This is a genomic window from Porphyromonas uenonis DSM 23387 = JCM 13868 (assembly GCF_000482365.1).
In the GTDB taxonomy this organism is placed as follows: domain Bacteria; phylum Bacteroidota; class Bacteroidia; order Bacteroidales; family Porphyromonadaceae; genus Porphyromonas; species Porphyromonas uenonis.
Genome location: NZ_KI535310.1, coordinates 65,314 through 88,935 on the forward strand (window position 1 = coordinate 65,314; position 23,622 = coordinate 88,935).

A 23,622-nucleotide genomic window follows, 5' to 3' on the forward strand; every position below is an offset into this window, starting at 1 on the left:
CGGCTGTAGGGACGCTCGGTCGAGCGTCCGTCCCCGTTAAAACCACAACGCTATAACCTTTGATACAACGGACGCACGACCGTGCGTCCCTACAAAGTGCTACTCGTCCCTCTAGCCTCTAACCTCTAATCTCTAATCTCTAACTTCTAATCTCTAATTCTATCCGCTCCGACCACGGCATCATCGCATTGATGAGGGCGATGCGATCGTAGGCGGGTAGTGTAGCGAGCGGTATGTCTCGAGGTGTCAGTACGCCCTCGGCGATCAGATGCGCGCGCTGCACCCCAGCAAGTAGTGGCACACGAGGCGTGTACCAGCGATTCCCTTGGCGCAAAGCGATATTCGTGTAGGAGCTGTCCGTGAGCAAGCCCTCCTCATTGACGATCACGATCTCATCCGCCTCACCACGCAACTCCAGTAGTGCTTGCAAAGCTTCCCGGTCGGCCCACTTGAGATGGTAGTCCAGCGCAGGCGCAGCGACAGCTCTTAGCGATCCGATCGTACGCCGATGATAAGGAGCGTAGCCCACCTCCAGAGGCTCCGCATCATATAGGAGACGACACTTGACCACCCCCATGAGTGACGCCGGACAAGGGTGCTGCGCCAGATAGTCCGCCAGTCGCCAGCGAGGCTTGACGCCATACTCAGCGAGCGACCGGTCGACACGCTCTTGGTGCAGGGGCAGCAGCTCCGGCTCGCCATCTACGTAGCGGATGCTCTCTAGTAATAACGGTACTCGACTCATACGAATGGTAGATAAACTTTCTGACACACCTCCCGATACTCCTCCGCACAGTGACTATTGATCGTGATCCCGCCACCGCTACGGTAGCGCAGCGCTCCATCCGCCTGCTGCTCTATGAAGCGTATCATCACGCCACTGTCCAGCGTCTCCCCGTCGAAGTATCCACAGATGCCCGTGTAAAAGCCTCTCGGCTCCCCCTCCGCTGTGGCGATAGCCCGTACGGTCGCCTCCTTGGGCGCTCCGCTAATAGAGCCCGCCGGGAGCAGTTCGCTCAGGATACTCCCGAGATGAGCACGCCAGTCGGGAGCAAGCTGCCCAACGATCTCCGAGCTCACCTGAAGCAAGTGTCCACGACTAGTAACCAATTCATCGATATACCTAAAGCGCCTCACCGCCACGTCGTGGCTCACGCAGCTCAAGTCGTTGCGTATCAGATCAGTGATCGTGTAGTGCTCGGCCGTCTCCTTGTAGTCGCTGAGGATCGTCGCAGCTGCATCGGGCAGGGTCGCATCTATCGTCCCCTTCATCGGGTAGCAACTAATCTCATTCCCCACGATGCGCACGAAGGTCTCAGGCGAAAAGCAAACGAACCGCCCTGGCAGATAGCACTTATAGCGAGCTTGCGAACGAAGGAAGACCTCTTCCAGCGAGATATTCAGCTCTATGGGAGTCGCCACCGTCAGATTGGCCAAAAAGCTATCGCCCCGCTCCAACGCATGACGGATCACTGCGAAACGCTCCGCATAAGCCTCCTCGCTGATCGGCGTGGCGCGTAGCACAGCAGGCGTATCGCTCACGGAGCGTGCCAAGCGATTGGTCACGCCACCAATATCGAAGAGTAGCTCTTGCTGCGCCAATGGCTCCTCCAGAAGGATCAGTTCGCTCATCTCGTAGTCTAGGCAGAAGACAAAGGGCTTGCCCTGCCCGCCCAGTTCGTTGAGCCTATCAATCATCGATTGCTTCATATCATTCACTCTTTCTGCATTATGTATCCGCTCCACGAGACGAGTAACGGCTTGTAGGGACGCTCGGTCGAGCGTCCGTTGTGTCAAAGGTTACAGCATCGTTGTTTTAACGGGGACGGACGCCCTCCCTCTAGACACGATCGTGCGTCCCTACAAATCGTTACCCGTCAAGGGCGTTTGGACATATCATTCACTCTTTCTGCATCCCAAGCTTCGTTTGTATCTGCAAATATACTATCTTCGTGGCTTGTAATGAAACATCTACTGATAGCCGACAATCACGACTCCTTTGTCTACAACCTCGTAGAACTCTTGCGCCAGCTCGACGAGTGCACCCTGGAGATACACTACACGGAGCAGATCACGCCCGCCATGGTAGCGCGCAGTCACGGCATCCTACTCTCTCCAGGGCCTGGGATCCCCACGGAGCAGAGCCATCTGATGGAGCTCATCGACAGCTACCACACGGAGCTACCCATGCTGGGTGTCTGCCTAGGACATCAAGCACTCGCAGCCTACTGCGGTGCTGAGTTAGTGCAGCTTCGCGCACCCCTCCACGGGCATACCGACCAACTCATCATCGAGCATCACGACGAACTGCTACGAGACATCCCGACAGGTAGCCACATCGGTCGGTATCACTCGTGGGTCGTGCAGCCAGACAACCTCCCCGACACGCTACAAGTCTCGGCACACGCGCAGTCCGACGGCACCATCATGGCGCTACGGCATTGCGACCTGCCGCTCTGGGGCGTACAGTTTCACCCCGAGAGCTACATCTCCGACCACGGACGCTGCTATCTGCACAACTTCATCGCCCAGCTCTAGCGCCCCTCCCCCCGCCCTTCAGCCAAAATCACTTTTCCAAAAGCTACTTTCGCACGAAAAGTCGCTTTTCAAAAAGCGAACTCTATCGCAAATCGGACAACCCGATGGACGAGTAACGATCGTGCGCTACTACGGCGGGTTACTCGTCCGATGCGCTCCGAGCGGACTGTACGTCAGAGTGAAATGTGCGGAGGGATATCCGTGAGTGCTTTTTTTGTACCTTTGCGGTGTATATACCTTTTGGAGCATGTTGCCGTGGCAACGGTCTCCTTTTTAGTCGACTACAACACACCACTTATGTCTGATCAGATACATATCACGCTACCCGATGGGAGTGTTAAGGAAATGAAGCAGGGCTCGACCCCGCTAGATATAGCTAATAGCATCAGCGAGCGACTGGCGCAGGAGGTCCTAGCGGCCGAGTGCGATGGCAAACTCATAGATGTGCGCACTCCGCTCATGCAGGACGCCCACATCAAGCTCCTCAAGTGGGAGGACGAGGGTGGTAAGCACGCTTTCTGGCACACCTCGGCTCACCTGATGGCGGAGGCACTGCAGGAGCTTTACCCTGGCGTACAGTTTGGCATAGGACCTGCTATCGAGGCGGGCTTTTACTATGATATAGATACTGGCGATGAGCTAATCAAAGCGGAGGATCTACCGAAGATCGAGGCTAAGATGCTCGAATTGGCGCGTCGCAAGGAGACGCTCGAGCGCAAAGCGATCTCTAAGAGCGATGCGCTGGACTTCTTCAAGAAGACGGGACAGGGCTACAAGCTAGAGCTAATCAACGATCTAGAGGATGGCACCATCACGACCTATACGCAGGGTGCCTTCACCGACCTATGCCGTGGTCCGCACCTTCCCTCTACCGCACCTATCAAGGCAGTCAAGCTGCTGAGCGTGGCTGGCGCTTACTGGCGTGGCGATGAGACGCGCAAGCAGTTGACTCGTATATATGGTATCACCTTCCCAAAGAAGAAACTCCTGGATGAGTACCTTGCTTTGCTCGAAGAGGCAAAGAAGCGCGACCACCGTAAGATAGGTAAGGAGCTGGAGCTCTTCGCCTTCTCACAGCGTGTCGGACAGGGCTTGCCTCTCTGGCTACCACGTGGCACACAGCTCAGACTCAAGCTGGAGGACTTCCTCAAGCGTATCCAAAAGCGCTACGGCTATCAGCAGGTGATGACACCTCACATCGGCAATGTGGAGCTATACAAGACGAGTGGCCACTATGCTAAGTATGGTGCTGACTCATTTCAAGTAATCACGACACCGCAAGAGGGGGAGGCTTTCATGCTTAAACCGATGAACTGCCCCCACCACTGCGAGATATACAAGCTCAAGCCACACTCCTACAGGGATCTGCCTGTGCGTCTGGCTGAGTTTGGTACAGTCTATCGCTACGAGCAGAGCGGTGAGCTACACGGATTGACACGTGTACGTGGCTTCACGCAAGACGATGCCCACATCTTCTGCCGTCCTGATCAGGTCAAGGAGGAGTTCCTCAAGGTGATGGAGATCATCTTCATCATCTTTAGAGCGCTAGACTTTGAGAACTTTGAGGCGCAGATCTCGCTACGCAGCCAGACTGACCGTAGCAAGTACATCGGTAGCGAGGAGAACTGGGATCGTGCTGAGCAAGCTATCATCGAGGCTTGTCAGGAGGCTGGTCTACCCGCTCACGTTGAGTACGACGAGGCTGCTTTCTACGGACCAAAGCTTGACTTTATGGTCAAGGATGCTCTCGGTAGACGCTGGCAGCTGGGTACGATCCAGGTCGACTACAACCTACCCGAGCGCTTTGAGCTAGAGTACACCGGCGAGGACAATCAGAAGCACCGTCCGGTGATGATACACCGCGCACCCTTTGGGTCGATGGAGCGATTCGTAGCGGTACTCATAGAGCACACGGCGGGCAAGTTCCCCCTCTGGCTGGCTCCCGACCAGGTGGTCATACTACCAGTCTCAGAGCGCTTCAACGAATACGCATACGAGGTGGCAGCAACTCTAGGCGAGCATGACATCAACGTATCGGTCGATGACCGCAACGAGAAGGTGGGTCGCAAGATCCGTGACAATGAGCTCAAGCGCATCCCCTACATGCTGATCGTCGGTGAGCAGGAGCAAGCTGACGGCACAGTCTCAGTGCGTAAGCAAGGCGAGGGTGATGCTGGTACAGAAAAAATTAGTACCTTTGCCGAGCGTATCCTTCAGGAGATAGAGAGTCAGATGAACGCTAATGCGTAGTCCCCACCCTTTATCCCGACAGATCGCATCAATCTAAGTACTTGATCCAATAACCAAACCTAGCACACTGCTAACAAATCACTAACTGCTAATTGCAGACGAATGGCAAACAGTAGAAATTTCAGACGTCCACCCATCAAAGAGCAACCGAACCGCATCAACGAGCAGATACCTCACCGCGAGGTACGTCTGGTCGGTGACAACGTAGATCAGGGAGTCTACCCTATCCAACAGGCTCGTCGTATAGCTGAGCTTCAGGGGCTAGACCTTGTGGAGATCTCGCCAAACGCAGAGCCTCCCGTATGTCGTGTGACTGACTATCAGAAGTTTCTCTATCAGCAGAAGAAGCGACAGAAGGAGCAGAAGGCTAAGCAGGCTAAGGTGGTGGTCAAGGAGATTCGCTTCGGGCCTCAGACAGATGACCACGACTACAACTTCAAGCTACGTCACGCCGAGGGCTTTCTCAAGGATGGCTTTAAGGTCAAGGCGTACGTCTTCTTCCGTGGTCGCAGCATCCTCTTTAAGGATCAGGGCGAGATACTTCTTCTCCGCTTTGCCAATGACCTAGAGGAGCTAGCACGTGTGGAGAGTATGCCCGTGCTAGAGGGTAAGCGCATGACGATTATGTTGGCGCCCAAGCCCGCCTCTGCCAAGGGTAAGAAGAAGGAGCCGAAGCAGACCAGCGAGGAGCCGACGGATCAGGAAGCATCTGAGGAAAACGATAGCGAATAGTCATAACACAGACACATTCATAAGCAAGTAAATCCACCTACTCCACCCGCTACGCCAGGTGCGTAGCAGACTATCCAAACGGGCATAGGCGTGCCTCTAGGTAGTTGGTCGGAGGGGTGAGTCTAACAATAGTTTCACACAAATCAAAATCCAAACAAAATGCCTAAACAGAAGACAGTATCAGGCGCTAAGAAGCGTTTTTTCCTGACAGGTAGCGGACGCATTAAGCGTAAGCATGCGTACAAGAGTCACATCCTCACCAAAAAGAGCAAGAAGCGTAAGCGCAATCTTACCTACACTGCTCTCGTGCACCCGCACAATGAGCATAGCGTTAAGGAGATGCTCAACCTCTAAACCGAGGATTCAACAGAGTTTAGTACGTATCTATCAAACACACTAATCGACACAAGAAATGCCTAGATCAGTAAATCACGTCGCTTCACGAGCTAAGCGCAAGAGAATACTCAAGCTAACACGCGGATACATCGGTGCCCGCAGAAACGTATGGACCGTAGCCAAGAATGGCTGGGAGAAGGGTCTCACCTATGCCTACCGTGACCGCAAGAATAAGAAGCGCTCTTTCCGTGCTCTATGGATACAGCGTATCAATGCGGCTGCACGCCTAGAGGGTATGACCTACTCTACACTCATGGGTGCCCTACACAAGCAGGGGATTGAGATCAATCGTAAGGTCCTCGCTGACCTCGCTATGAACAATCCCGAAGCCTTTAAGTCTATCTGCGAAAAGGCTAGAGGCTAAACGAGCACTCCTCTAATACAGAGCCTAGGCGCAAGACACAGGACGCACGATGTCTCCTTTACGACATCACGATCTTGAGTCTTGCGTCTAGTCATTCATTTAATCTATCTCCTATCGAGTTGCTACCGGAGGGTAGCAGGCTCCTTTTGTCATCTTACCACACTCTTCAATCCACAACAGTATGTCCGCTCTTCAAGCAATCTCTCCCCTAGATGGTCGCTATGCGAGCAAGACGGCTCCCCTAGCTGCTTATAGCTCTGAGTCGGCGCTCATCCGCTATCGTGTACGCATCGAGGTGGAGTACCTCATAGCACTCACCCAAGCGATACCCGCACTAAGCAAAGCCATCACTGAGACTAAGCAACAGGCTCTACGAAAGCTCTACAAGGAGTGGTCCACAGAGGCTGCGCAGGAGGTCAAGGATATAGAGGCTACGACCAATCACGATGTCAAGGCTGTCGAGTACTACATCAAGCGTCACCTCCCTCAGCTCGGACTAGAGGAGATAGAGGAGTATGTCCACTTCGGACTAACTTCACAAGATGTCAATAATACCGCCTTCCCGCTCATGCTTCGTGAGGCGCTGCACGAGGTTTACCTCCCTACCCTTCAGAAGCTCATCGAGCAGCTTCGTCAGCTCGCCAATGAGTGGCACGATGTCGCTATGCTGGCTCGTACGCATGGTCAGCCTGCTAGCCCGACGCGTCTAGGCAAAGAGATCATGGTCTTCGTCTATCGCTTGGAGCAGCAGACGAAAGCTTTGGAGCAGGTGCCCATCACGGGCAAGTTTGGCGGAGCCACGGGCAACTTCAATGCGCACCATGTCGCCTACCCAGCGATTGACTGGGTTGCTTTTGGCAACAGCTTCCTCACATCACTAGGTCTGGAGCGTGAGCAGTACACGACGCAGATCTCCAACTACGACAATCTCGCCGCTCTCTTTGAGGCGATGGCGCGTATCAACACAATCCTCATCGATCTCGCTCGAGACTTCTGGAGCTACATCTCTATGGGTTACTTCGGGCAGAAGATCAAGGCGGGAGAGGTTGGCTCCAGTGCCATGCCTCACAAGGTTAACCCCATTGACTTTGAGAATGCCGAGGGCAATCTCGGGCTAGCTAATGCGGTGGCTCTGCATCTAGCCTCCAAGCTTCCTATCTCTCGTCTGCAGCGTGACCTAACCGACTCAACGGTGATCCGCAATCAGCTCGTTCCGATGGGCTACACGATGATCGCTTTCAGCAGTCTCTCCAAGGGACTCGGCAAGCTGGTCATTCACCCCGAGCGCATCGCTCATGACCTCGACTGCAACTGGGCTGTCGTCGCCGAGGCTATCCAGACGATCCTCCGCCGTGAGGGTTATCCACACCCCTACGAGACGCTCAAGGCTCTGACCCGTACGGGAGAGGAGATAAGCCAAGAGACGATCGCTCACTTCATCGATACGCTTGAAGTTGCCGAGGAGGTCAAGGCGGAGCTCCGTCAGATCACCCCGCACAACTACGTGGGGCTCTAGTCTGCCAATAAATTAGTACCTTTGTCTCAGCTCAATCAGCTAGTAAGATCCACAGTTCGTGAGACCCGAAGGAGTGGTCTGCTGACACTGTTTCGACCAGCGACAGAGACCCATTGATACAGAACATACTACGCAACACACTCAGTCTGTTGTGTAGGCATTAAATAGCTTCATGTCTATAGACAGCAATCCTACATCAGAGGCACAGCACAAGGCGAGCACCTCTGCAGATTCATCTGCCGAGGCGCCATCGTCCGCATCTACTGGCAAGCGAAGACGTCAACGCATAGCACGACCCGCTTCCAGCGAATCCTTGATTCGTGTCAAGGTTAGTGGCGAGGCTGGTGCCACGGTGACACATCGCAACATAGATGCCTCCGAGATGGTCAAGCCCCGCGACATCAATGCTGAGAAAGCTTTGGAGCGCAGACTTGACTTCGACGAGCAGCATCCTGGAGGACGGAGTCTTCACAAAGTGACGACACCCGTGTCTTTAGTAGGCGATGGCAATCAGGAGGACCCTGTCATATATCCATACGCTAAGCAGAGAGGCAAGGGCAACCGCTCTAAAGCCAATAACGGAGAGGCTCGCACCTCGGCGCCAAGTCGTAAGAGAGAAGCCTCGGCTGACTCAACCGACCGCAAGAACAAGCGCTCTTCGGCTCCTCGCAAGAGCGCTGGTCAGCGTCCTAACAAGCAGCGCAAGGGCGAGTCTAAGCCCCGCACACCTAAGGCTCCTGTCGAGCCAGTGCGCTACGCCTCTCCACTAGTTGAGGCGGGCGAACCGATACGACTCAACAAGTTCCTCTCCAACTCTGGACTATGCTCACGTCGTACAGCAGACCAGTACATCGCTGCTGGACGTGTCAAGGTCAACGGCACCGTCATCTCCGAGCTTGGCTCGCAGGTACTACCGACCGACCAGGTGATGGTCGATGACAAGCCAGTCACCCTAGAGGCAAAGGTCTACGTACTACTCAACAAGCCGAAGAATTGCGTCACCACGCTCACCGATCCCGAAGGTCGGCGCACCGTCATGGATCTCGTGCACAACGCCTGCACCGAGCGTATCTACCCCATCGGTCGACTAGACCGCAACACGACTGGCATCCTCCTCTTGACCAATGATGGCGACCTAGCGGTGCGCTTGATGCATCCCGCCTTTCGCAAGAAGAAGATCTACGAGGTAGCCCTCGACAAGGAGGTCACCGTAGAGCATATGCAGATGATCGCTCAGGGCTTCGAGCTAGAGGATGGCGAGATCCATGCCGACGCTATCAGCTATATCTCAGGACAGACCCACGACAAGGTAGGTATAGAGATTCACTCGGGACGCAACCGCATCGTGCGCCGCATCTTCGAGCATCTAGGCTATCGCGTCGTACATCTAGACCGTGTCTACTACGCAGGCCTCACCAAGAAAGATCTACCCCGAGGTCGCTGGCGCTACCTCACTCCCGAGGAGGTGCGCTACCTCCGCATGGGGGTCAAAGAGCAGGAGGACAATGGCGTAGCTCCCACCACCAAAGTCTATCACAAGCACCAAGAGACCCCAGACCATCCCTTCGCATCCGAAGAGATAGAAGACTAAATAGGTATAAACCATATCAGCAGATACTATGAATAACTCACTACCACGCACTACTATCAAGGAGCTCCCCCAGCTTGCTCAGCGTCAGCTCCCCCAGCCCGTCTGTGTCAAGGGTTGGGTACGTACCAAGCGAGGCAACAAGGCTGTCTGCTTCGTTGCGCTCAACGATGGCTCGACCGTACACAGCATACAGATCGTCATTGACAAGACCCAGACCGACCCCAAGCTCATCGAGCAGATCACCACAGGCGCCGCTATCGGGGTCGTCGGCACGCTCGTTGCTTCACAGGGTCAAGGGCAAGAGTACGAGATACAGGCTAGCGAAATAACCATCTACGGCACCTGTGATCCCGTTCGCTATCCACTGCAAAAGAAGGGACACACGCTAGAGTTCCTCCGTGAGATTGCTCACCTGCGTCCACGTACCAACACCTTCGCAGCAGTCCTCCGCATCCGCCACAACATGGCTTATGCGATCCACACCTTCTTTCACGAGCGTGGCTACTTCTACCTCCACACCCCGATCATCACCTCGAGCGATGCCGAGGGTGCAGGGCAAATGTTTACCGTCACCACGCTAGACATGAACAAGCTTCCCCTCGCTAAAGATGGGAGCGTGGACTACAGCAAAGACTTCTTTGGCAAGCACACCTCGATGACCGTATCGGGACAGCTAGAGGGCGAGCTGGGAGCCCTGGCTCTAGGCGGTATCTATACCTTTGGCCCTACCTTTAGAGCTGAGAATTCTAATACGCCACGCCACCTCGCAGAGTTTTGGATGGTCGAGCCTGAGGTCGCCTTTATGGATAACGAGGGCAACCAAGACCTCGCCGAGGCGTTTACCAAGCATTGTCTCCAGTGGGCTCTCGACCACTGTATGGACGACCTCGAGTTCCTCGCCGAGCATTATGACAAGGAGCTCATCGAGCGCATCCGCTTCGTTGTGGAGCGTCCATTCGTACGTACCACCTATACCGAGGGTGTCGCCATCCTTGAGGAGGCCGTCCGTAACGGCAAGAAGTTCGAGTTCCCCGTCTACTGGGGTGCCGACCTCGCCAGCGAGCACGAGCGCTACCTCGTCGAGCAGCACTACAACGCACCCGTCATCATGACCGACTACCCGAAGGAGATCAAGGCCTTCTATATGAAGCAAAACGAAGACGGCAAGACCGTCCGCGGTATGGACGTCCTCTTCCCGCACATCGGCGAGATCATCGGAGGTAGCGAGCGTGAGACCGACATTGACAAGCTCACGGCACGTGCCCAGGAGGTCGGTATCAAGGACAAGGATCTGTGGTGGTACCTCGACACCCGTCGCTATGGCTCAGCGCCACATGCGGGCTTCGGACTAGGCTTCGAGAGACTCCTCCTCTTCGTCACCGGCATGACCAATATCCGTGACGTAATCCCCTTCCCCCGCACACCAAACAACGCTAACTTCTAGTTCTAGCAAAGCATATCAAGCGTAAAGGCTGTAGTATCGAGAGCGATGCTACAGCCTTTTTCATTTGTCTAGTGAAAGCCTATTGGAGACTGTTGCAAAAGTCAACAGTCTCACAATCTTGCTTGCAAGATTGTTCTGACTTTGCAGAAAGGATGAAGCGCAAGGCGCTGAGGGTGAGGTCTGAAGGGAGCATACCTCCGTATGTGACCGAAGCCGAATCCCGAAAGCAACACAGCGATTCGCCTTTATGCGACAGTCTCTATTAGTGGTTCTTGGACGTCATGATGTCGAGTACGAGACGATCCGTCTCATTCATACCCACACGACCTATGCTAGTCAGGTTGTCTATCGTCTGATCCACATCATCGTCCACGATGCCCTCGCTCCCCGTGACCACCTTCTGCTCCATCGCTAGCAAAGAGGAGAACATAGCCGTGCTCACACCGCTCGACACCTTCAGGCTACAGCTTGGCTTAGCCCCATCGCAGAGGAGCCCCGTGATGTTGCCCACCATATTCTTCACCGCATAGCTCACCTGCTGCTTATTGCCACCGAGCAGATAGGTCAAGCCACAAGCAGCGCCCGTCGAGGCGACGACACAACCGCACAGAGCCGAGAGACGGCCCAGCTTCTGCTTGATATAGATCACCATCAGATTGCTCAGCATCAGGGCGCGGACGGTCTCCTCGCGACTTTTCTTCTGCTCCTTAGCAAAGGTCAGCACAGGCATCGTCGCTGTGATACCCTGGTTACCACTGCCCGAATTGCTCATCACCGTCACAGGTGCCCCGTCCATGCGGGCATCGCAGGCAGCACTTGTCGCCGAGATAATCTTCGTCAAGGTTGATTCTCCTAGGTACTTTCGTCCTAAGTCACTCTGCACCATACGCCCCACAGCGTGACCGTAGTTAGACTTCATCGAGAGGCGACTAGCCTCGGCATTGACCTCTGCATCAGCTAGGATAAACTCTATCTCCTCCAGCGGAGCAGTCGTGGCGAAGTCATAGACGAGCGAAAAGTTTAGCGCGAGCTCCTCCTCGTCATCCTCGTCATCCTGCTGCCCTATCGGATGATCCTCCAGGACCTGATCCCCCTTGGCGAGGAAGGTCAGATGGTCATGCTTGCCACTGATGATGGCCGTAGCCGTCTCCCCGCCAGTCGTCTGTATCGTCACCTCAGCGTAGAGCTTGTCGACAGGCTCAGGCTTCGTGCCGATAGCTATGATCTTATCCTCGACCAGTTGCTTAGCCTCAGCCAGTTGCTCAGGTGTAAAGCTGTCTAGGAGTGTGAGCCCCTTCTCCGGCTGTGCCAGTACGACGCCTAGCGCTATAGCTATCGGCAGCCCGATCATGCCCGTCCCCGGTATTCCCACCCCGAGGGCATTCTTGAGTACGTTGGGGCTTAGCAATACCGACACACTCTCTGGTGTCAAGTCGCCCAGCGTAGCACTAGCGTAAGCGGTGCAGAGTGATACAGCGACAGGCTCGGTACAGCCCGTAGCTGGGACCACCTCTTGGTGAATGAGCGAGATAATCTCTTGACGTAGAGCGGGAGTCAGTCTGTTTGTCGTCTTCATGAGGAGGAGTAAATAGGAGGGATTAAGGATTCGTCTCTTCGTAGTCAGTCCGTGTCACATAGATCAGGGAGGTCGCTCCCAGCGTGATCACATCGCCCGACTGTAGTTCGCGAAAGGTATCTGGCAGGTACTCAACACCCGCCACGAAGGTCCCCGTCATACTGTCCAAATCCTGTATGATCGCCTGTCCATCAGGCTCTATCGTGATCTGGCAATGGTTACGTCCCAAGCTGGGGTCGCTACTATGTATCGGGGTGGTCACCGAGGTGCCACGTCCGTTGTAGCTGCCTATCGTGTTGCACCCCTCGTAGAGCGGGAGCAGGGCAGCGTAGGCAAAGTCGTTGGCAATCAACTGTAGATAAGCCCGTACAGGGTCCCCCTCGGGCGCAAGCTCAGCGTAGCGTGCCTTGAGATGCTCTAGCGTAGTGCCCCTAAGACGGAAGCGTAGGCTCTCGGAGCATGTTGGGCAGAGCATAGCGACCTTGCCACGGCAGTCGGCATTAGCTAGGATTGTCTCTTCGGAGATCTTAGTCGTACAGTGAGGACAGAGGATATAGTTCACGGAGATGTATGCGATAGTTCGTTCTTGCCACAAATGTACCACAAATATACCACCTAAGCTTGCTTCGCTCGGAGCCACTTGCAGTTTCCTACCCATGAAACTAGAGTTTCTTACCTATGAAACTAGAGTTTCTCCCGTATGAAACTGTAGTTTCAACCAGCTGAGACTAAAGTTTCGACTTATAGGTCAAAATGGTGGGTGAGTTAAAGGTCTTTTCTAGGTATAGAGAGACATATAAGGGTTTGAAAAGCTTTGAAGTGTTAAAAGTGAGCCAACGCGAATGTACGCTATTAGGCTGTTTTACCCACCATTTTGACCTATACGCCTCTTTTTATTACCTTTGTAACGTGGTTATTGAGTTGCAATACAGGTTGCATAGATAGCCGATTACCTATCCTATTCATTTCGTTATTATTATGAAACTGGCATATAACTTATCGATCCTGATCGGGCTTATGATGCTTCTCTCAGGCTGTGGCTTGATAAAGCTCTTCACCTCGGAGCCAAGGGATGTCTGCAAGGCGCAATTGGAGACCAAGGAAGGAGCTACCTACACAGGGTATCTTAGGATGCCTATGTCGGGGGACAAGGAGCTCAAGCTCTTCGATGACCTCGCCCTCGCCCATTCAGCCGGCACCTTCAAGTCCGAGGACCTGAAAGGCATCGAGCTAAGCAACCCCAAGAAACCGGACTCGAGCTATCGCTTTGAGTACAAAAAGTTCTCCACCTTCCTGCAAAGCAATGCCGCATGGATGACTCTCGTAGATAGGGGACCTGAGCTTACGGCCTACCTCCTGGCCTCTTCGTACAAGATTGATGAGAATGGGGACATCTTCTTCATCGGCAACGAGCAGCGGATCATACGTAGTGGAGGAAGTATGGCTGTGGTAAAGCCCAGCTTCCCACTATTCTTGGAGAAACGCGGAGGTATCCTAAGAAAGGTTGCTCTGGTACACGGGATCAACTATGAAGGATCTCAGTTTAGAGGCGGAGTGGTCAGATTCCTTGCCGATGATCCGGAGCTCTGTAGCTATGTGAGAGGACTGAAGTGGGAGTTTGAGGACATAGATAAGGTGGTGAAGTACTACGATCCTCACCGCAAGGGTGAGCTGGTCATTAAGGATGACCGGGGTCAAGTCCTCGCTCTGCCACCACATAAGATGGTCACGGGTGCGCTGTCAGGCGAGCTTATCTACACTGCGGATCTGGCTAAAAACCTAACGCCACACTTTGGGATGGCCTCCTACCTCGGGCTCCGCTCATCCCTCGGGACGTACTTCACTTATGGCGGGTCTGTAGGGTTCAATCAGCCCTGCCTCGTGGATGATACGGCACTGATAACGGAGGATCCGAGCTTCTTGTCGAAAGATCGCAAGGAAGTGGAGGTACCTCAGGAGTTCATCAAGCGAGTGACCCTTTTTAGCTTCAATGCTTTTGCGGGTCTGCAGGTGCCGCTTGACCTAAAGTCTGTATATGTCATTCCTTCCCTGAGTGGATGTGTTACCGGTGACCTTCACTCCGACTACAGCCTGATCAGTGCTGGACCGCTCGTAAGGTGCGACTTTGGCATCCCCTTGAAGTATGGGAATATGCTCTTCTTCGGTGCCGGATACAAGTATGGCTTCCCCATCAAGGATGCAGATGAGATGGCAGCTGACAACTACAAGAATGTGACCCCTTATGGTCAGTCTCATACCGTCTTTCTGTCCATCGGTTATATGTATTGACCCGTAGATCTTCCTTAAATAAGGGAGCGAAAGAGATTCTCTTTCGCTCCCTTATTATTATAGACTTATAGGTCAAAGTTTCACCCTCATACACTCACAGTTAGCCCAAAGTGTAACATTCAGAAGTCTCACGAGTAACGATATGTAGGGACGCACGCTCTGTGCGTCCGTTGTATCAAAGGATACAGCGTCAAAGCTTTAACGGGGACGGACGCTCGGGACGAGTAACGGCTGTAGGGACGCACGGTCGTGCGTCCGTTGTATCAATAAGAACAGTGTCAAGGCTTTAACGGGGACGGACGCTCGACCGAGCGTCCCTACATATCGCTACTCGTGGAAATTGCGCACAAAGAGAGGGGACGACACCTAGACTCCTTGGTCTCAGTGTCGCCCCCTGTGTGAGGCTTGTGTGCTGGCCCTACTTAGCGGGGTCAGCCACAGTGACTAGTACTTGATCTCCTCGTCTTGACCCATCTCGTGACGTGTGATCTTCTTGCGGTCTATCGCACGCCAAGCGTAGAAGATGTAGGCGAGGACAAACGGGATCAGCAGCGAGACGATGCTCATAGCCTTGAGCGTGTAGGGGCTGGAGCTACTGTTTTGGATCGTCAGCGAACTATTGATATCTGCTATCGAGGGGTAGTAAGCCGTGTTGTTGTACCCGAGTATGAGGAGCAGGCCCAGGACAGCGAGGACGACACCGACACCTTCGAGCCAGATACCCTTGCGGAAGCCTTTCTTGACCAGTGTGAGGATCACGCCCGCTAGGACGAGTACCACACCCACGAGGAAGACGATGAGGATCACTGGCATAGCGAGGAAGTTGTGCAGATACTTGTACTGCACTAGGCTCACGGCTCCCGTGCTGGGGTCTACATCATATCCCTTAGTCACCATGAGGAAGACCACATAAGCGACGAAGAGGACGACGAAGATAGCTGCATTGGGTAGCAGGCTCTTGCGAGCACGCTCGTAGGCGACCTCATCATGAATGTTGTTGATGAAGTATAGGAGCGCCGTGGTGCGTGCGAGGAAGAGCAGCGTCACACCGAGTACCACATTCCAGGGGTTGAAGATAGCCTCCAGCCCGTGTAGCTGTAGCCCCGTGAGGGGATCAGGCTGCCAGACGGAGATGGTCTGCATCGAGGCTCCGAGGTCGTAGATAGCGCTCTTGTCCACGACGAAGTTGCCACCTGTGAAGAGCGTCGAAACCGCAGCGCCTAGGAGCACTGGAGCCAAGACTCCATTGATGAAGAGGAAGGTCTGGAAGGTCTTCTTGCCCCATATGTTGCCATGCTTAGACTGATACTCATACGAGACGGCCTGGATGACAAAGGTCAAGCAGATCAAGATCCATACCCAGTAAGCTCCACCGAAGCTGGTTGAGTAGAAGAGCGGGAAGGAGGCGAAGAAGGCACCTCCGAAGGTAACTAGAGTCGTGAGGGTAAACTCCCATTTACGACCCGTTGAATTGACGATCATACGCTGCAGAGGCTCGTCACGACGAGCTGCAAAGATGAAAGTCTGTCCTCCCTGCACGAAAAGCAGGAAGACAAGCAGGGCACCCAGCAGTGAGACTAGGAACCACCAGTATTGCTGTAGAAATGCGTAGTCCATTATGATAGTGTGTCTATGGGGTTAGTGATTACTTACTCTCACGCTTGCTAAAGAGCTGCTCTACATCATTCAGATGAGACTCAGGGCCATGCTTGATCGCCTTGACCATGATGCTCACCTCTGCGATGAGGAGGATCGTAAAGAGTACGGCAAAGATGAAGAACGTGGTCATCACGTTGGCGGGAGCCAGCTTAGAGACAGCAGCATTCAGCGGGAGCATATCCTGGATAGCCCATGGCTGACGACCCATCTCGGCGACGACCCATCCAGCCTGACTGGCGATCCACGCTAGCGGGATACAGATGATCGTGATGATATGTAGCCAGCGATAGCGTGCGTACTCCTCGTAGCTCTTCTTACGTTGCAGTATCCAGATGAGGAGGAGGACAAGAATAAAGAGGAAGCCGCAACCGACCATGATACGGAAGGCGTAGTACATGAGCGGTACGTTCGGCACTAGGTCTGCCTTGTCCTGTACGTAACCATAGCCAAAGTGGTCGAAGTTCTCCTGTATGATCGCATTCTGACGATCCATCTCGGCTGCGTCACCAGCCTTCTGCGCTTCGCCATAAGCAGCGAGCGCCTCAATAGCGACCTTACCACGACGCATACGCTCGTCAGCAGAGAGCGCCTGGTTGCCATCCTTGTCGTAGTAACCACCCTCCAGGATATTGTTGATACCTGGCACGTAGCCATCGGTAGAGCGTGTGCCCAGCCATGAGAGCATATAGGGCATCTTGACATTGAAGACGAATGGATTTTGGTTCTCCTCAGCGAGTGGCGTGAGCTTGTCGCAGTCTAGCAGACCGATAGCGCTAAGGCCTAGTCCCTTGCCGTCAGCAGTCTTGCCGTCGGGGGTGCTTTCGCCAGCATCATAGAGAGCCTCCATAGCAGCGAGCTTCATAGGCTGGCGCTGAGCCACGTTGTAGCCAGAGGTATCTCCCGTGAAGACGGTGAGCAAGGCAGCGATGAGTCCGAAAGGAGCGATGATACGACTATTGGCCAGTGCAAACTCCTTGTGCTTGCCACGCAAGATATAGATAGCACAGATGCCTAGCGCAAAGATAGAGCCGAGCGTCCAGGAGGAGATGGTCGTATGCCAGAACTTATTGACCGCTGAGCTAGAGAATGCCACGGCCCAGAAGTCAGCCATCTCGCTACGTACGGTAGCGGGGTTGAAGGACATACCGACAGGGTCTTGCATCCAAGCGTTGGCGACTAGAATCCATACGGCCGAGATGGTCGCACCGATGACGGTCAGCCAGGTAGAAGCTAGGTGGAAGCCTCGGCTTACCTTGTTCCAGCCGAAGAACATGACAGCGATGAAGGTCGCCTCCATAAAGAAAGCGAGGATACCCTCGATGGCGAGCGGTGCGCCGAAGATATCACCCACGAGCCAGCTGTAGTTGGACCAGTTGGTACCGAACTCAAACTCGAGGATGAGTCCCGTAGCGACGCCGATGGCAAAGTTGATACCGAAGAGCTTTTGCCAGAACATCGCCCATCTCTTCCACTCAGGACGATTGGTCCTATAGTACTTAGTCTCGGCTATCGACATGATCACACCCAGTCCGAGCGTGAGTGGCACAAAGAGCCAGTGATAGCATGCGGTCAGCGCAAATTGCAGTCTAGACCAGAGGAGTAAAGCGTCTACATTCATTATGCTATATAGTTAAGTTAGTGATTACTATGATGAAGCGTGTCGACGACTGGTGCCGTCAGCTGATCCTGCACAAACTCTATCTGCGCCTCCTTATCCCCCTGCTGGGCGATAACCCGTGGGAAGAAGATGGGGCGCAAGATGGCAAACATGATCAGGAGCTTGATGGCTACGATAATCCACAGCGTACGACTCGTGCGACTCTGATTACGTAGTCCGTCACGATAGAGGTCGTAAAACCAGCGAAGCCCCCAGTGGGTCTTGCCCTTTGTATCAGTAGATTCTGTATCCATATTCATCGGCACTAGCTGATATTTGTGACAAATATAGTGTTTCTAGATTAAAGATGGAGTCTACCGGCGGAATATGTCACGAGAATGAACGATTTTGTCAAGTCACGACCGTCGTCCCCGCCCTATAGCGAGGATAGACTCGGGGATGATGCGATGGAGCCAGTCGATCACCTCAGCATCGGTCGCCTCCTCCGTCAGGGCTACTATGATAGTGTCGTAGCCCGCCACGCTACCGAGCGAGAGCGATGACGAGGAGCTGTCCAGGATGGTTGCTATAGACTGTGCAAAGCCGGGCTCCGTGCGGATGACCAGCATCTGCCCCGAGAGCGCATACGAGCGGAAGCCGACCGTCGGAGAGATGAGCCCCGTGGGTTGGGTCGTGACAGCGTCAGCCTGCGGCATCAGGGGCAGCTGATAGCACGGCTTGAAGGAGCCTGGGCGCACCCCTTTGGTCGCACCCAGCTCAGTGAGATAGGTCGAGAGCGTACCCTGTGTGATAGAGATATTGCGACCGCGCAGGAGCTCGAGGAGCATCGCTTGATCTGTCACTTCGTGGGTCCTAAGCAGGTCGGCGATGACACTGAGACGCTGACTCTTCGTTTGCTTACTCATATTATAATAGACTGACTCTTCGTTTGCTTGCTTACATCAGGTGCCACATAGAGGTGTGTGCTACTAGCTCATACGACACCCTTCGATGGCACAAATATACTCTTTTATCTCGTTGCTGGCGAGTTCCTCCCGAGGAATTGAATTCCTACCTAGGAATTTGCCAAATAGCTACCTAGGAATTTGCCAATTCCTAGGTAAGAAATAAAAAATATCTACGGAGGAATTCGGGAAATTCCTAGGTAGGAAATGAGACAAGCTCGTTTTTTATAATGCGTCAGCCCTAAGACGAAAGGATCGCTGTAACCCCCGTTTATTATTAAAGTCGTACCTTTGTGCCACTGATTGTCTCTATACTGATAACACAATGAACGAACTACCCTACCTAGTATTTGCTGGTTCAGCCTCTCAGAATCTCGCCGAGAAGATCTGCGACTCACTGGGCTGCCCCCTGGGCAAGATGCGCACAGAGCACTTTGCCGATGGTGAATTTGCCGTATTCTACGAAGAGAGCATCCGTGGCAAGGACATCTTCCTCGTACAGTCGACCTACCCTAATGCCGACAACATCATGGAGCTCCTACTCATGATCGATGCGGCCAAGCGTGCCTCGGCTCACTACATCACTGCCGTCATACCCTACTTCGGATGGGCTAGACAGGACCGCAAGGACAAGCCCCGTGTCTCTATCGGTGCTAAGCTTATCGCAGACCTTCTCTCCGTAGCTGGCATCACACGCTTGATCACGATGGATCTGCATGCAGACCAGATACAAGGCTTCTTCAACGTACCGGTAGACCACCTATACGGCTCTACCGTCTTCACTGAGTATATCGAGCACAACATACCCGTGGATAACCTCTGCATCGCTACTCCTGACGTGGGTGGCACGAAGCGTGCGAATAGCTATGCTCGCCACTTTGGGGTACCTATGGTGATCTGCCACAAGCGTCGCGCTAAGGCAAACGAGGTGGCCGAGATGACCATCATCGGTGACGTCACTGGCAAGGATGTAATCCTCGTGGACGATATCGTCGACACCGCAGGCACGATGACCAAGGCTGCTGACCTGATGCTAGAGCACGGAGCAAAGTCTGTCAGAGCCTTTGCGACACATGCTGTCATGAGCGACCCCGCTACGAAGCGCATCGACCAGTCTGGTCTGACGGAGATGATCTTCACCGACTCAATACCTTACTCTAAGAAGAGCGAGAAGGTACGCATCATCAGCGTCGCCGAGCTCTTTGCCGAGTCTATCCGCCGAGTCTGTAGCCACGAGTCGATTAGCTCGCTCTACACCTTCTAGACGCACACTATCTACAACAAGATACCCTAGCCTACTCACGGACGAGCGGGCTAGGGTATCTTCACATTTTCTATGTCGGGCGGGACAAACGGTCTCGTTCTAATCTCTTTTTTCGTACCTTTGCGTGCAACTGTAGGTATTTAGTATGACTAGACAAACGCTCCTCCGCATCTTGGTACTCAGCTGCTGGCTCCTGCTCACTAGTAGCTGCGCTGAGTATATGCGTATACAGAAATCCAAGGACCCCACGCTCCGCTACTCCTATGCCAAGAAGTACTACAACGAGGGAAAGTATAGCCGTGTGGCAGAGCTAATGGTCGACGTCCTACCTCACTACGAGGGTACGCAGGAGGGTGCTCAGGCGCTCTACATCATGGCCGACGCGCTCCTACAGAACAAGCAAGAGTCTAGTGCCGCTGAGTACTTTCGCAGACTATACAGCAAGTACCCTCAGGACGCACGAGCCGCAGAGGCTCGCTACAAGACTGGGCTAGCGCTCTACCGCATAGCTCCCGACCCACGTCTGGACCAGTCTATCACCTACAGCGCGCTCAAGGAGCTACAAGGCTTCCTGGAGGCTTATCCTCAGAGTGAGCACCGCAAGGAGGTAGAGCAGATGCTCTTTGACCTACAAGACAACCTGGCCAAAAAGGAGCTGATCACTGCTGACCTATACTACAATCTCGGCACCTATATAGGCAACAACTATATCTCTGCCATCATCACAGCTCGCAATGCGCTCAAGGCTTATCCCTACACGAAGCATCGTGAGGATCTCCTCTTTATCATCGTAGAGGCTTCCTACCAACAAGCGATAAACAGTGTGGAGAGCAAGAAGCAAGGGCGACTACGCGAGGTCATCGACGCATACTACAACTACGAAAACGCTTTCCCAAATGGGAAGCACCTCAAGCGTGCTAAGACCCTACGTGATCGTGCTCAGCGTATGATCGTGAGCTAGACTGTCTAAGACGCTCGTCCTAAAACCATCTCATACTAAGACCCCCAACTTCGCATTATGACAACAAACAATAAGAAGCAACCTGTACCACAGTCCACAATCACGCGTTCACTCCCCGAGCTCTGGGAGCAGACAGGCAATATCTACGAGACCGTACGTATCATCTCCAAGCGCGCTAACCAAATATCTGTAGAGATGCGTGATGAGATACGAGAGAAGCTACAAGAGGTGACCAACTTTCAGGACGCTCTCGACGAGACTCCTACAGAAAATAGTGAGCAGATCGAAGTCTCTAAGTACTACGAGCAGCTTCCCAAGCCGACGCTTGTAGCTACCACCGAGTTTCTCAATGGCGAGGTATACTTCCGTCTCCCTGAAGATTCACAAGACTAATGTAAGGCAAACCCACACAACCGTACGCTTAATATGTGGCAGCGCATACAGACTCTATACCTATTCCTCAGTGGGGTGACAGCAACCCTACTGCTACTCTTTACGCTCTTCTCGGTGATCCCTGCTAGTCAGGAGGTGGTCTACGCAGCAAACTTCACGGGACTCGTCGTCAATGGCTGGACGAGTATTAAGTACTTTAATCTAGTCACCTTCGCACTGACCTCCCTGGTGACGATCCTCTCCTTTGCCACCATCTTCCTCTACAAGCGGCGCAAGCTACAGATACGTCTGACGATCATCGGGATCCTCCTGATGGTAGCGGCTATTCTAGCCTTTGCCTATATGCTCTGGCAACAAGCTGATCTCCTGCAGGCGACTACGAAGATGCGAGTTTGGCTCATATTACCACTCATCAACCTGCTATGCCAGTATATGGCTATGCGCAACATCATCAAGGACGACATCCTCGTACGTGCCTCCAATAGACTACGCTAGGACAGACTCCCGCAGACGTTAAGAGCATCTCCCCATTCACCCACCACTATTTATTCGCTTTCCTATGGCAATCATCTTCCCTGACACGTCGCACACCTTTGGCGAATACCTACTCGTCCCAGGACTGACAACGCCCGAGTGCACTGTAGACAAGATATCTCTACGCACTCCACTGGCTAAGTATAGCCCTGCAAAGGAGGAGTCGCGCATCAATCTCAACATCCCCTTCGTATCTGCTATCATGCAGAGCGTCAGCAACGACACGATGGCTATAGCCCTCGCTCGCAACGGAGGTCTGTCCTTCATCTTCGGGTCACAACCGATCGAGGAGGAGGCTGAGATGGTCGCTCGTGTCAAGAAGTTTAAGGCGGGCTTCGTACGGAGTGATGCCAACGTCAGTCCGAAGGACACGCTCGCTGACGTACTGGCTATCACACAACTCACGGGACACTCCACTATCGGAGTAACGGATGATGGCACCCCAGATGGAGTACTCTGCGGTATCGTCACGAGTAGAGACTACCGTCTATCGACCGACTCGCTGGATCGCAAGGTGGCTGATTTCATGACTCCCTTCGAGCGCCTTACAACAGGATGCAAGGGGATCTCGCTAAGCGAGGCAAACGATATTATTTGGGCTCACAAGCTGAATGCGCTCCCTATTATTGACGAGGATCGACGTCTCTGCTACTTCGTCTTCCGCAAGGACTACGATAGCCACAAGGAGAACCCGCTCGAGCTACAGAACCCACATAACAAGACGCTCATGGTCGGCGCTGGTATCAACACACGCGACTACAAGGAGCGCGTGCCTGCACTGGTAGAGGCTGGGGCGGATGTCCTTTGTATTGACTCGTCTGATGGCTTCTCCGTCTGGCAGAAGGAGACCATCGCTTGGATACGTGAGCAGTATGGCGACAGCGTCATAGTCGGCGCTGGCAATGTGGTCGATCAGGATGGTTTCCGCTATCTCGTAGAGGCTGGCGCAGACTTTATCAAGGTCGGTATCGGAGGCGGTTCGATCTGTATCACCCGTGAGCAGAAAGGTATCGGGCGTGGTCAAGCCACCGCAGTCATTGACGTTGCCAAGGCGCGTGACGACTACTATCGTGAGACGGGCATCTACGTACCTATCTGTAGCGATGGTGGTATCGTACATGACTACCATATGACGCTGGCTCTGGCTATGGGCGCCGACTTCCTCATGATGGGACGTTACTTCGCTCGCTTTGATGAGTCACCCACGGAGAAGCTTCGTATCGGCAATAACATTGTCAAGGAGTATTGGGGCGAGGGTTCCAACCGTGCGCACAACTGGCAGCGCTATGATGGCGGAGGTGTAGCGACGGTGATGAAGTTTGAGGAAGGTGTGGACAGTTATGTCCCCTATGCTGGACCGATGAAGGACACGCTAGACCAAACGCTCAGCAAGATCAAAGCTACGATGAGTAGCTGTGGCACCGTCGACCTAAAGTCTCTCCGAGAGAATGCTAAGCTGACGCTCGTCTCCTCGACCTCTATCATCGAGGGAGGCGCACACGATGTCATTCGCAAGGATCGCACCTAATGCGTAGGCTCTTTGATCAGCAGGG

At 53.7% G+C, this 23,622-nt stretch carries 22 protein-coding genes; 14 read left to right on the top strand and 8 right to left on the bottom strand.

What is annotated here, in order from left to right:
- Window positions 1-139: 139 nt before the first annotated feature.
- Complete coding sequence (locus L215_RS0108800) at window positions 140-745, bottom strand: aminotransferase class IV (protein ID WP_025883288.1); 606 nt, start codon at window positions 743-745, stop codon at window positions 140-142.
- Window positions 742-1,710, bottom strand: coding sequence for an aminodeoxychorismate synthase component I (locus tag L215_RS0108805; RefSeq protein ID WP_025883287.1), 969 nt, complete (start codon window positions 1,708-1,710; stop codon window positions 742-744). The genes L215_RS0108800 and L215_RS0108805 overlap by 4 nt, the downstream gene beginning before the upstream one ends.
- A gap of 252 nt (window positions 1,711-1,962) precedes the next feature.
- Between L215_RS0108805 and L215_RS0108810 the strand changes: the two genes are divergently transcribed.
- The 8 genes from L215_RS0108810 (at window position 1,963) to asnS (ending at window position 10,831) form a co-directional block, all read left to right on the top strand.
- Window positions 1,963-2,538, top strand: a complete 576-nt coding sequence (locus tag L215_RS0108810) for an anthranilate synthase component II (RefSeq protein WP_025883285.1) — start codon at window positions 1,963-1,965, stop codon at window positions 2,536-2,538.
- Window positions 2,539-2,835: 297 nt separating this feature from the next.
- A complete protein-coding gene (thrS, locus tag L215_RS0108815; RefSeq protein ID WP_027451664.1) occupies window positions 2,836-4,788 on the top strand; it encodes a threonine--tRNA ligase in 1,953 nt (650 codons plus the stop codon).
- A 102-nt stretch (window positions 4,789-4,890) separates the two neighbouring features.
- On the top strand, window positions 4,891-5,520 hold the full coding sequence (gene infC, locus L215_RS0108820) for a translation initiation factor IF-3 (protein ID WP_025883281.1): 630 nt from the start codon (window positions 4,891-4,893) through the stop codon (window positions 5,518-5,520).
- A gap of 159 nt (window positions 5,521-5,679) precedes the next feature.
- A complete protein-coding gene (rpmI, locus tag L215_RS0108825; protein WP_025883280.1) occupies window positions 5,680-5,874 on the top strand; it encodes a 50S ribosomal protein L35 in 195 nt (64 codons plus the stop codon).
- A gap of 58 nt (window positions 5,875-5,932) precedes the next feature.
- Window positions 5,933-6,280 carry a 50S ribosomal protein L20 gene (gene rplT, locus L215_RS0108830; RefSeq protein WP_027451665.1) on the top strand — a complete coding sequence of 116 codons (348 nt, stop codon included), beginning with the start codon at window positions 5,933-5,935 and terminating at the stop codon, window positions 6,278-6,280.
- 181 nt (window positions 6,281-6,461) lie between these two features.
- Window positions 6,462-7,796 (top strand): adenylosuccinate lyase, encoded by a 1,335-nt coding sequence (purB, locus tag L215_RS0108835; RefSeq protein WP_027451666.1) that lies wholly within the window; start codon window positions 6,462-6,464, stop codon window positions 7,794-7,796.
- A gap of 172 nt (window positions 7,797-7,968) precedes the next feature.
- Window positions 7,969-9,387 carry a pseudouridine synthase gene (locus tag L215_RS0108840; RefSeq protein WP_025883277.1) on the top strand — a complete coding sequence of 473 codons (1,419 nt, stop codon included), beginning with the start codon at window positions 7,969-7,971 and terminating at the stop codon, window positions 9,385-9,387.
- A gap of 28 nt (window positions 9,388-9,415) precedes the next feature.
- Window positions 9,416-10,831: an asparagine--tRNA ligase gene (asnS, locus tag L215_RS0108845; protein WP_027451667.1), complete on the top strand. Its 1,416-nt coding sequence runs from the start codon at window positions 9,416-9,418 to the stop codon at window positions 10,829-10,831.
- A 262-nt stretch (window positions 10,832-11,093) separates the two neighbouring features.
- Here asnS and L215_RS0108850 read toward each other — a convergent pair whose 3' ends face one another.
- The gene (locus tag L215_RS0108850) at window positions 11,094-12,389 is read right to left on the bottom strand and encodes an L-cysteine desulfidase family protein (RefSeq protein WP_025884055.1); all 1,296 of its coding nucleotides are present in this window, start codon (window positions 12,387-12,389) and stop codon (window positions 11,094-11,096) included.
- Between the two features lie 40 nt (window positions 12,390-12,429).
- Window positions 12,430-13,002: an FHA domain-containing protein gene (locus L215_RS0108855; protein WP_244869683.1), complete on the bottom strand. Its 573-nt coding sequence runs from the start codon at window positions 13,000-13,002 to the stop codon at window positions 12,430-12,432.
- Between the two features lie 383 nt (window positions 13,003-13,385).
- Here L215_RS0108855 and L215_RS0108860 point away from each other — a divergent pair, with 383 nt between their 5' ends.
- A complete protein-coding gene (locus L215_RS0108860) occupies window positions 13,386-14,696 on the top strand; it encodes a hypothetical protein (protein ID WP_025884052.1) in 1,311 nt (436 codons plus the stop codon).
- Between the two features lie 444 nt (window positions 14,697-15,140).
- On the opposite strand, the gene L215_RS0108865 is transcribed toward L215_RS0108860, so the two are convergent.
- From L215_RS0108865 to L215_RS0108880, 4 genes are all read right to left on the bottom strand, one after another.
- Window positions 15,141-16,313 carry a cytochrome d ubiquinol oxidase subunit II gene (locus tag L215_RS0108865; protein WP_025884051.1) on the bottom strand — a complete coding sequence of 391 codons (1,173 nt, stop codon included), beginning with the start codon at window positions 16,311-16,313 and terminating at the stop codon, window positions 15,141-15,143.
- 28 nt (window positions 16,314-16,341) lie between these two features.
- Window positions 16,342-17,973 (bottom strand): cytochrome ubiquinol oxidase subunit I, encoded by a 1,632-nt coding sequence (locus L215_RS0108870; RefSeq protein WP_027451670.1) that lies wholly within the window; start codon window positions 17,971-17,973, stop codon window positions 16,342-16,344.
- Between the two features lie 17 nt (window positions 17,974-17,990).
- Window positions 17,991-18,266: a DUF4492 domain-containing protein gene (locus L215_RS0108875; protein WP_238296595.1), complete on the bottom strand. Its 276-nt coding sequence runs from the start codon at window positions 18,264-18,266 to the stop codon at window positions 17,991-17,993.
- Window positions 18,267-18,368: 102 nt separating this feature from the next.
- Window positions 18,369-18,878 (bottom strand): arginine repressor, encoded by a 510-nt coding sequence (locus tag L215_RS0108880; protein WP_025884048.1) that lies wholly within the window; start codon window positions 18,876-18,878, stop codon window positions 18,369-18,371.
- 364 nt (window positions 18,879-19,242) lie between these two features.
- Here L215_RS0108880 and L215_RS0108885 point away from each other — a divergent pair, with 364 nt between their 5' ends.
- From L215_RS0108885 to L215_RS0108905, 5 genes are all read left to right on the top strand, one after another.
- On the top strand, window positions 19,243-20,181 hold the full coding sequence (locus L215_RS0108885; RefSeq protein ID WP_025884047.1) for a ribose-phosphate pyrophosphokinase: 939 nt from the start codon (window positions 19,243-19,245) through the stop codon (window positions 20,179-20,181).
- Between the two features lie 145 nt (window positions 20,182-20,326).
- The gene (locus tag L215_RS0108890) at window positions 20,327-21,142 is read left to right on the top strand and encodes an outer membrane protein assembly factor BamD (protein WP_025884045.1); all 816 of its coding nucleotides are present in this window, start codon (window positions 20,327-20,329) and stop codon (window positions 21,140-21,142) included.
- A gap of 57 nt (window positions 21,143-21,199) precedes the next feature.
- Entirely contained in the window at window positions 21,200-21,535 is a 336-nt protein-coding gene (locus tag L215_RS0108895) for a DNA-directed RNA polymerase subunit omega (RefSeq protein WP_025884044.1), read from the top strand.
- Window positions 21,536-21,568: 33 nt separating this feature from the next.
- The gene (locus tag L215_RS0108900; protein ID WP_025884043.1) at window positions 21,569-22,030 is read left to right on the top strand and encodes a DUF4293 domain-containing protein; all 462 of its coding nucleotides are present in this window, start codon (window positions 21,569-21,571) and stop codon (window positions 22,028-22,030) included.
- 64 nt (window positions 22,031-22,094) lie between these two features.
- Window positions 22,095-23,597, top strand: coding sequence for an IMP dehydrogenase (locus L215_RS0108905; RefSeq protein ID WP_025884041.1), 1,503 nt, complete (start codon window positions 22,095-22,097; stop codon window positions 23,595-23,597).
- The last annotated feature ends 25 nt before the right edge of the window (window positions 23,598-23,622 follow it).

Excerpts from the sequence above, each read along its gene's own strand:
- purB (WP_027451666.1), top strand. The coding sequence starts at position 6,462 with ATGTCCGCTCTTCAAGCAATCTCTCCCCTAGATGGTCGCTATGCGAGC.
- L215_RS0108900 (WP_025884043.1), top strand. The coding sequence starts at position 21,569 with ATGTGGCAGCGCATACAGACTCTATACCTATTCCTCAGTGGGGTGACA.
- L215_RS0108810 (WP_025883285.1), top strand. The coding sequence starts at position 1,963 with ATGAAACATCTACTGATAGCCGACAATCACGACTCCTTTGTCTACAAC.
- L215_RS0108880 (WP_025884048.1), bottom strand. The coding sequence starts at position 18,878 with ATGAGTAAGCAAACGAAGAGTCAGCGTCTCAGTGTCATCGCCGACCTG.
- L215_RS0108805 (WP_025883287.1), bottom strand. The coding sequence starts at position 1,710 with ATGAAGCAATCGATGATTGATAGGCTCAACGAACTGGGCGGGCAGGGC.
- rpmI (WP_025883280.1), top strand. The coding sequence starts at position 5,680 with ATGCCTAAACAGAAGACAGTATCAGGCGCTAAGAAGCGTTTTTTCCTG.
- thrS (WP_027451664.1), top strand. The coding sequence starts at position 2,836 with ATGTCTGATCAGATACATATCACGCTACCCGATGGGAGTGTTAAGGAA.
- L215_RS0108895 (WP_025884044.1), top strand. The coding sequence starts at position 21,200 with ATGACAACAAACAATAAGAAGCAACCTGTACCACAGTCCACAATCACG.
- L215_RS0108865 (WP_025884051.1), bottom strand. The coding sequence starts at position 16,313 with ATGGACTACGCATTTCTACAGCAATACTGGTGGTTCCTAGTCTCACTG.
- L215_RS0108875 (WP_238296595.1), bottom strand. The coding sequence starts at position 18,266 with ATGGATACAGAATCTACTGATACAAAGGGCAAGACCCACTGGGGGCTT.
- L215_RS0108890 (WP_025884045.1), top strand. The coding sequence starts at position 20,327 with ATGACTAGACAAACGCTCCTCCGCATCTTGGTACTCAGCTGCTGGCTC.
- L215_RS0108860 (WP_025884052.1), top strand. The coding sequence starts at position 13,386 with ATGAAACTGGCATATAACTTATCGATCCTGATCGGGCTTATGATGCTT.
- L215_RS0108840 (WP_025883277.1), top strand. The coding sequence starts at position 7,969 with ATGTCTATAGACAGCAATCCTACATCAGAGGCACAGCACAAGGCGAGC.
- L215_RS0108885 (WP_025884047.1), top strand. The coding sequence starts at position 19,243 with ATGAACGAACTACCCTACCTAGTATTTGCTGGTTCAGCCTCTCAGAAT.
- infC (WP_025883281.1), top strand. The coding sequence starts at position 4,891 with ATGGCAAACAGTAGAAATTTCAGACGTCCACCCATCAAAGAGCAACCG.
- asnS (WP_027451667.1), top strand. The coding sequence starts at position 9,416 with ATGAATAACTCACTACCACGCACTACTATCAAGGAGCTCCCCCAGCTT.
- rplT (WP_027451665.1), top strand. The coding sequence starts at position 5,933 with ATGCCTAGATCAGTAAATCACGTCGCTTCACGAGCTAAGCGCAAGAGA.
- L215_RS0108905 (WP_025884041.1), top strand. The coding sequence starts at position 22,095 with ATGGCAATCATCTTCCCTGACACGTCGCACACCTTTGGCGAATACCTA.
- L215_RS0108870 (WP_027451670.1), bottom strand. The coding sequence starts at position 17,973 with ATGAATGTAGACGCTTTACTCCTCTGGTCTAGACTGCAATTTGCGCTG.
- L215_RS0108800 (WP_025883288.1), bottom strand. The coding sequence starts at position 745 with ATGAGTCGAGTACCGTTATTACTAGAGAGCATCCGCTACGTAGATGGC.